The sequence below is a fragment of the Stenotrophomonas sp. TEPEL genome, from assembly GCF_004348785.1.
Lineage (GTDB): Bacteria > Pseudomonadota > Gammaproteobacteria > Xanthomonadales > Xanthomonadaceae > Stenotrophomonas > Stenotrophomonas indicatrix.
Genome location: NZ_QQXJ01000001.1, coordinates 2,113,025 through 2,120,976 on the forward strand (window position 1 = coordinate 2,113,025; position 7,952 = coordinate 2,120,976).

Consider the following 7,952-nt stretch of genomic DNA (forward strand, 5'->3'; position numbering starts at 1 on the left):
ATGTTGGGCGGGTGGGCGCCGGGTTTTCAGACCAGTTGATCACAGAGATCAGCCGGATGCTGCAGGGCGGTGGCAGCAGAAAGCCCACCGCCCATGTGCCCACCGAAGACACGGATCTGCGGGCCGCGACATGGTTTGCACCGCGTTTCGTCGTCGAGGTGTTCTACCGGGGCATCGGCGGCCAGCACCTGCTGCGTCAAGCCTCGCTCAAGGCGGTGAGGAGGGACAAGGACGTGTCCGACCTGGGTGATTCGGATCGGCCCGCGCAAGGCAAGGCCAATGGTCGGCCGCAGGCCGGAGCGGCACCGGCTTCCCGCAGGGCAAAGGCCGCCTCACACGCGCATCGGGCGCCGCCGGGATTGTCGTCCCCCAGCAAGGTGCTGTTCCCGGGTGACGGTTACACCAAGCAGGACGTCTGGGATTACTACTCCGCCGTCATGGATCATGTGTTGCCAGAGGTGATCGACAGGCCGCTGTCGATCATTCGTTGCCCGGCCGGCACCGGCAAACCCTGCTTCTTCCAGAAGCACCACACCGCCGGGCTGGAGTTGGTCGACTCGGTCAGGTTGAAGGAAGACAGTGGAATCAACGCCCACTACCTGGTCGTACGCGACGCGGCCAGCCTGCTGGAACTGGTGCAGTTCAACGCCCTGGAGTTCCACCCGTGGGGCAGCCGCGCCGGGAATCCCGACAGAGCCGACCGGGTGGTGTTTGACCTGGATCCTGGTCCGGACGTCCCGTTCGCGGAGGTCAAAAAGGCGGCCAACGATATCCGCAAACTGCTGGCCCAGCTGGAGCTGGAATCGTTCCTGCGGGTCTCCGGCGGCAAGGGCCTGCATGTAGTGGTGCCTCTGAACCCGGGATGCGACTGGGATCTGACCAAGCGCTTCGCAAAGGGCTTTGCCGATGCGCTGGCGCAGTCCGAACCCCATCGCTTTCTGGCAACGGCCACCAAGCGTCTGCGCAACAAGCGGATCTTCGTCGACTACCTGCGCAATGGCCGCGGTGCTACGGCGGTGGCGTCCTATTCGCTTCGGGGGCGGCCGGGGGCTCCGGTGGCGCTGCCCATCGCATGGAGCGAGCTGGGCAAGCTCACGCGGGCAGACGCATTCACCATCAAGGACGTGCCGGCCAAGCTCAAGCGACGCCGCAAGGACCCGTGGACCGGTATCGAAACCACACAGCAGAACCTGGCCCGATGGTCGCAGGATGATGAGGTGTGACGCGTCACGATAATGGCGGCGCCCGAGTGCCTGCCAGCAGGGCGGGGGCCTGCCCATAAGCAGGGGGTCTTCCGGCTTGTGACGCACACGGTTGCGGGCGAACACGCCATCCAACGTCCCGACAGCAGGCGCGACGCGCGCGGAACCCAGGCAGATACGGGGCAGGAGCGCCGCCCCGTCCTTGTGGCGGCTGGCACTATAGTGCGCGCGGGGCGTGGAGCCACGGAAGCAACTACACAGTGCGTGAGGAAGAACAATGCTGTCGAGTCTTGGCGCAGCCCCCAAAATGGTGGACTGGCAGGGGCGCGGATATTTTGCCTACCCGGGTGGGCTGGCGACGCCTGCCGGAACGGAAGGTGGGCAACTGCCGCAGGCAGGTGACCATATTGGGTGGTTGGACGCGCTGAGCCGGGCAAAGCACGGTGATTTCAGCCTGCTGCCACGCCTGGTCGGGCTCGGTGGTGCGGACCCCCATCCGGTAATGCGACGACTCTGCGCGGAGCTGCTGGGCGACGCCGGGCCGGCCTCGGTTGTCGACACCATCGCCGCGCGACTCGCAACCGAAGATGTGGGCTTTGAACGCACATTGGCCTGGGGTGCAGTACTCACGCGGCGTGGAAAGCTGGCCGACATGCCCATTGTTCTGGCTGCATTCGAACGGGTCGCGACCTTCAGCGACGCCGAGATGCTGCCGGTGCATCTGTCCGGCTGCCTGGAAACGGGATACGAACTTTGCGACCACCAGGCCTACGACTCATTGCAGCACTACCGCCAGGCGGTACTGGACAGATGCGCCGCACTGGCAGAGGGGTTCGGTACCGACCAGATCTGCGTCTGCGGCGGTGAGTTGCTGGGCGTGGTTGGCCTGGCTCGGCGGATGCTGCAGCGCCTGCGGGAACCCTGCTTCCCGTTCGAGCTTCGACGGCGCTTCGAGTGTGCGACCGGCATCGACTGCTCCTCCTTCTATCGTGAGGGGGTTTTCAGGCCGGCGCAGGCAGTGGCCATTCTGCAAGGGTTTATTGAAAGCCCCCACGCCAGCAGGTTCGAAAGCGGCGTCCGCTATTTTTGGGGACATCGCATTCCGGATCAGGTCGCCGATGACGGCTGAGGAATCGCTAGCGCCAGATCTTCCACCACGGTCGGGCGTTGGCGTTGGACGTGGCGAGGACGCCGACCTTCCCTCGTTTTCGCTTCTCCTCCAGGGTATGGGCCAGGTAGCGGCTGTACATCTCCTGATGCTCGGAGAAGCGGCGTTTGCCTTCCTCGAACACGTGCTGTGCCTCTTCCAGCCTTCCCAGCCTCAGCAGGCACTCGCCACGGGAGAAAAATGCGGAGTTGCCATCCGGGTTGATGCGGAGCGATTCGTCGAATCCACGCAGCGCCGTGGCGTAGTCGCCCAACTCCATATGCAGGAAGGCGCGGTTGTCGACGGCTTCAAAGAACATCGGGAACAGGTCGATCGCTTGGGTATAGGTGTCGATCGCTTCGAGCTTCTTGCCTTCCTCGTCCAAGGCTGAAGCAGCCTGGTAGTACGCGTTGGCCTGGGAAACCAACACGCCTGCATCCTGCTGAGTCACCTCCAGGTAACGCCCGAAGTCTGTCATCTTCAGGTACGCGATGAAGCCGGCCATATCGGCCTCTTCGATGGGGGCCGTGCACAGCACCTCCCAGCCCTCGGCGAACCCGGCTGCGCTGATGGGACCATGGATGCCGGGATCATCCGGAGAACGGAATGACGCCGCTGTGGGCGGGGTGGCGATGGGCTGGTACAGCAGGCACTGCAGCGTATCGCTGCCATCAGGCCACGTATCCACCTCAAGAACCTTCACCGCCTGCCAGGCGCCGTCGCCCTGGCGCGAAACCAGTACCTCACCCACCGCAAAGGTGCGCTTCACTGCCATGTTCGCCATTTCCAGAACCGGTTCCGATGGAGGAGCCTAGCGTGCGTCCTGCACATACGGCGGGTCAACACTGAAGGCGGTGCCAGCATGATGGGCGGGGCACAGTGGGGGTGCGCCAGCCTTTGGGGGAAGACACCCTTGCAGACGCCTTCGCGCAACGCTCCTTTCAGGTGTTATGCGGGCAGACAATCCGCTGCCACCGCTTGCCATCGAACACGAGGATGTCGTCGATGCCGAAGGAGTAGAGCAGGCCGTCGCACACGTCGAGTTTGTGGCCGCCGGGGGCAGGGACGATGCCTGTGTCGACATCCACGAAGTCCTGCCCGTCATACCGGATGAGCCCGCGCAGATGCGCGATGTACAGGTGCCCGTCGTACAGTGCCATGTCCCAGAAATGCACGCTCCTGCCGGTATTGAGTGTGCGCCAGCCGTTGCGGTTACCGACCAGCAGCTGGCCGTCATTGCCGCATGCGTACACCTCATCGCCACGCCCGCACAGCACGCGCGACAGGGGGCGACTGGTTGGCGACGCCAGGATGCTCCAGTGCGTGCCGTCGTAGTGCAGGAGGGCGCCGTTCTGGCCCACTGCGTAGATGTCGCTCGACGACAGGCCATCCAGGCTTTCGAGTGCAGGGGAACCGATACATGCCCAGGGTGGACTGACGTCCGTCCACACCCCATCCACGTGCCGGTACACCTGGGAAGACTGGCCGCAGATATAAAGCTCGTCCTCGATGGCACGTATGCACAGCAGCTCGCCACGTCGGCCGGTGTCGATGCGACTGTTCTGGAACTTCCCGCGGATGTTGGCCAGCGTGAAGTCCGCCGCACCTGACGCCACACGGCGCAGATTGCCGTGTCGCCCAAGCATCCACAGGCTGTTGTCGCTCGGCCTGAAACAGACAGCACCGATCACGTCGATATCAACATCGTTGTAGACCCAGTCCCCGTCGAAGCAGAACGCGACTCTGGACATGCGCTCCTGCGGCAGGGCGTTGTACTGCGCAGGAACGACGAGGGTGCCCGCGCTTACGGCCACGCCACAGGTGAAAAACAGGGAGTCCTCATTCTCCATGCGCACACCTGCTGTGCAGCGTGCATGCAGCGCCGGAACCGGCGGCAGGGCGGAACTGCGCCGCCTGTGTCACGCCCCATCCCTGCATATTGCCGCAAGGGGCCATGGTGGTACGCCTGTGCTCAGCCTGCCGGTTCATCGCCTCTTCCTTGAATAGCCACGCCAACTGTCGCCGGTACCTGCGAGGGCAGCCTGCGGCCGCGCCAGCTGGAAAGCTGGGCCTCATCACGGCGCGTCGGCGGGCAATTGTACGGGATCACCCTGCGCAGGGCAGGGTGCACGCTGCATCGCTGACACCTGTCACTTGTCCGGCCAACGCGCACCGCCAATAGTGAGCGCCACCGCCGCCTGCCTGGCCGGCACTCACCGAAAGGACATCCCGTGAACCTGCTGCAGCAACTTCTCTCGCAGACCCCGATCTGGGTCTGGGTGCTTCTGGTGTTCCTGGTCTCGCGCGGCATCGCGGCCATGCGGCCGGGGCAGACCTCGCTGACGAAGCTGGCCATCGTGCCGGCGCTGTTCAGCGTCTGGGGCATCTGGTCCATCAGCCACCGCTATGGCGGCTCGCCGGTCGCGTGGGGCGAATGGCTGGCCGGCATCTGCGTGGGCGCGGCATTGGGCTGGCTGCTGCTGCGCCGGGCAACGCTGACCATGGACGCCTCCACGGGCACGCTGTGGCGCAGTGCCGACTACAGCCTGCTGCCGCTGCTGCTGGTCACGTTCGTCATCAAGTACGGTTTTGAAACGGCGCTGGCCGTGGCGCCCGGCCTGAGCAGCAACGCAGGTTTCAGCGCCGCCTACCTCCTGCTGTCTGGCGGCTTCACCGGCATCTTCATCGGCAAGTACTGCCGGTATCTGGCGGCGTCGCGCCGGGCAGCGCCCGGTGGGATGCAGCCTGCGGGCTGAGCTCAGCCCAGGATGAGGGCGCGGTGCACGCGCTTCGGCCGCGCCCTCACCACATTCACCTCGCAGCAGCGAAAATGCGTCCTTGGGCGCGCTCCAGGGCGCACCGCTCACTGCCTGCAGGAACGCAACGATGTCCAACAACCCTTTCGGTGAATCCTCATGCGCTGCCGCAGCCAGCGGTTGCGTGGAGGTGCGCGGCGCGCGCGAGCACAACCTCAAGAATGTCGATGTCTCCATTCCGCGCAATGCACTGGTGGTGTTCTCCGGGGTGTCGGGGTCGGGCAAGTCGTCGTTGGCCTTCGGTACCGTCTTCGCCGAAGCGCAGCGGCGCTACTTCGAGTCCGTAGCGCCGTACGCGCGGCGCCTGATCGACCAGGCGGGCGTGCCCGATGTGGATGCCATCGACGGCCTGCCGCCAGCGGTTGCCCTGCAGCAGCAGCGCGGCGCCAGCAATGCACGTTCCTCGGTGGGCAGCGTGACCACGCTGTCCAGCCTTGTACGCATGATGTATTCGCGCGCCGGGGCCTACCCGGCCAATCAGCCCATGCTGTACGCCGAGGACTTCTCGCCCAATACGCCGCAGGGCGCCTGCAGCACCTGCCACGGCCTGGGGCATGTGTACGAGGTGACCGAAGCGCTGATGGTTCCGGATCCGTCGCTGAGCATCCGTGAACGCGCCATCGCATCGTGGCCGCCGGCATGGCATGGCCAGAACCTGCGCGACATCCTGGTCACGCTGGGCTACGACATCGATGTGCCGTGGAAGAAGCTGCCCAAGAAGGACCGCGACTGGATCCTGTTCACCGAGGAAACGCCAACCGTGCCGGTCTATGCCGGCTTCACGCCCGCAGAGACCCGCGCCGCGCTGAAGCGCAAGCTGGAACCCAGCTACATGGGTACCTATACCGGTGCGCGTCGTTACGTGCTGCACACCTTTGCCAACACCCAGAGCGCGCTGATGCGCAAGCGCGTTTCGCGCTACATGGAAGGCCGGTTGTGCCCCGCCTGTCACGGAAAGCGCCTGAAGCCGGAAGCGCTTTCGGTCACCTTTGCCGGCGTGGATATCGGCGAGTTCATGCGGCTGCCACTGGACCAGTTGGCGGACCTGCTGGAGCCCATCGCGCAGGGCGATTTCAGCGCGCACAGCCACGGCGCGCGTACCAGCGGTAGCGCCACCAAACGCGATCGCACGCAGCGGGCTGCAGGCGGTCGCCCTGTCCACGCTGGAGCCCCCGACGTGCGGCTGACCTCGGCCCTGTCGGAAGAGAAGCGCCTGGCCGCGCAGCGGCTGGCAGGCGGCGTCATGGCGCGCGTACACCAGCTGCGAGGCCTGGGCCTGGGGTACCTCTCGCTGGATCGCGCCACGCCAACCCTGTCGGCCGGCGAACTGCAGCGCCTGCGGCTGGCCACGCAGCTCAGCTCGTTGCTGTTTGGCGTGCTGTACGTGCTTGATGAACCCTCGGCCGGCCTGCACCCCGCCGACAGCCAGGCGCTGTACGACGCGCTGGACCGGTTGCGCGACGGCGGAAACTCGGTGTTCGTTGTCGAGCACGACCTGGAGCTGATGCGCCGCGCGCAGTGGCTGGTGGATGTCGGCCCGGAGGCGGGTGAGCACGGCGGGCGCGTTCTCTACAGTGGCGAGCCCGACGGCCTGCGCAAGGTCCAGGAGTCGCGCACCGCCCGCTATCTGTTCGACCAGGTGCCTGCGGCGGCCAGCCGGCAGCGCAGCGCCAGCAGCTGGCTGGAACTGAAGGGCATCCACCGCCATAACCTGCAGGGTGTGGATGCGCAGGTGCCGCTGGGGCTGCTGACCGCAGTGACCGGCATCTCGGGGTCAGGCAAATCCAGCCTGATGGCGCAGGCACTGCCCGAGCTGGTGCTGCTGCACCTGGGGCATGAGCCCGAAGACAACAGCGCCGAGAGTGCGCCCACCGACCCGCCGACCGTGATCGAAGCGACCCGGGGCCGGCTGGCCGGAGATGTGGACGCCATCCAGCGGGTAGTGCAGGTGGACCAGAAACCCATCGGACGTACGCCACGCTCCAACCTGGCCACCTATACCGGGCTGTTCGACCACGTGCGCAAGTTGTTCGCCGCCACGCCCGCCGCGCGCCGCCGGCGCTTCGATGCCGGCCGTTTCTCGTTCAACGTGGCCAAGGGCCGATGCGAGACCTGCGAAGGCGAGGGGTTCGTCAGCGTCGAACTGCTGTTCATGCCCAGCGTCTATGCGCCGTGCCCCACCTGCCATGGCGCGCGCTACAACGAGGCCACGCTGAAGGTGCTGTGGAATGAGCGCAACATCGCCGAGGTCCTGCAGATGACGGTGGACCAGGCACACGCGTTCTTCAACGAGGAAGAGGCCATTGCCCGCCCGCTGCAGCTGCTGCAGGAGATCGGCCTGGGCTATCTGCGGCTGGGCCAGCCGGCCACGGAGCTTTCAGGCGGCGAAGCACAGCGCATCAAGCTGGCCACCGAGCTGCAGCGCAGCCAGCGCGGGCGCACGCTTTACGTACTGGACGAACCCACCACCGGCCTGCATGCATCGGACGCGGACAGGCTGCTTGTGCAGCTGCAGCGACTGGTGGACGCGGGCAATACGGTGGTGGTGATCGAACATGACATGCGCGCGGTCGTGCAGGCGGACTGGGTGATTGACGTCGGACCTGGCGCAGGCGCTGCGGGCGGCACCATCGTGGCGAAGGGAACGCCGCAGCAGGTGGCGCGCGCCAAGGGCAGCAGGACGGCGCCCTTCCTTGCGCGCGAGCTGGGGCAGGGTGGCAGAGCAGATGCATCGGCCGGTGGTGCCGATGCGCTATCTGGAACAGGTCCTGGCTGGCGTGCAGAGCC

6 protein-coding genes are annotated in these 7,952 nt (G+C 65.9%); 4 read left to right on the forward strand and 2 right to left on the reverse strand.

All coding sequences use genetic code 11. The features are described from left to right. Together ligD and TEP_RS09550 are read left to right on the forward strand one after the other, a co-directional pair. Window positions 1-1,223 (forward strand): non-homologous end-joining DNA ligase (gene ligD, locus TEP_RS09545; protein ID WP_206140202.1); only part of this gene is annotated, 1,223 nt, incomplete at its 5' end. Between the two features lie 256 nt (window positions 1,224-1,479). After that, complete coding sequence (locus TEP_RS09550; protein ID WP_132825127.1) at window positions 1,480-2,331, forward strand: hypothetical protein; 852 nt, start codon at window positions 1,480-1,482, stop codon at window positions 2,329-2,331. A 7-nt stretch (window positions 2,332-2,338) separates the two neighbouring features. Here TEP_RS09550 and TEP_RS09555 read toward each other — a convergent pair whose 3' ends face one another. Continuing rightward, window positions 2,339-3,124 (reverse strand): tetratricopeptide repeat protein, encoded by a 786-nt coding sequence (locus TEP_RS09555; protein ID WP_165933912.1) that lies wholly within the window; start codon window positions 3,122-3,124, stop codon window positions 2,339-2,341. Between the two features lie 166 nt (window positions 3,125-3,290). Then, complete coding sequence (locus TEP_RS09560; protein ID WP_132825129.1) at window positions 3,291-4,199, reverse strand: hypothetical protein; 909 nt, start codon at window positions 4,197-4,199, stop codon at window positions 3,291-3,293. Between the two features lie 381 nt (window positions 4,200-4,580). Here TEP_RS09560 and TEP_RS09565 point away from each other — a divergent pair, with 381 nt between their 5' ends. Both TEP_RS09565 and TEP_RS09570 read left to right on the forward strand, forming a co-directional pair. Then, entirely contained in the window at window positions 4,581-5,105 is a 525-nt protein-coding gene (locus tag TEP_RS09565; RefSeq protein WP_132825130.1) for a DUF6622 family protein, read from the forward strand. 130 nt (window positions 5,106-5,235) lie between these two features. Further along, on the forward strand, window positions 5,236-7,952 hold a 2,717-nt coding region (locus TEP_RS09570), incomplete at its 3' end, for an excinuclease ABC subunit UvrA (protein WP_240790674.1).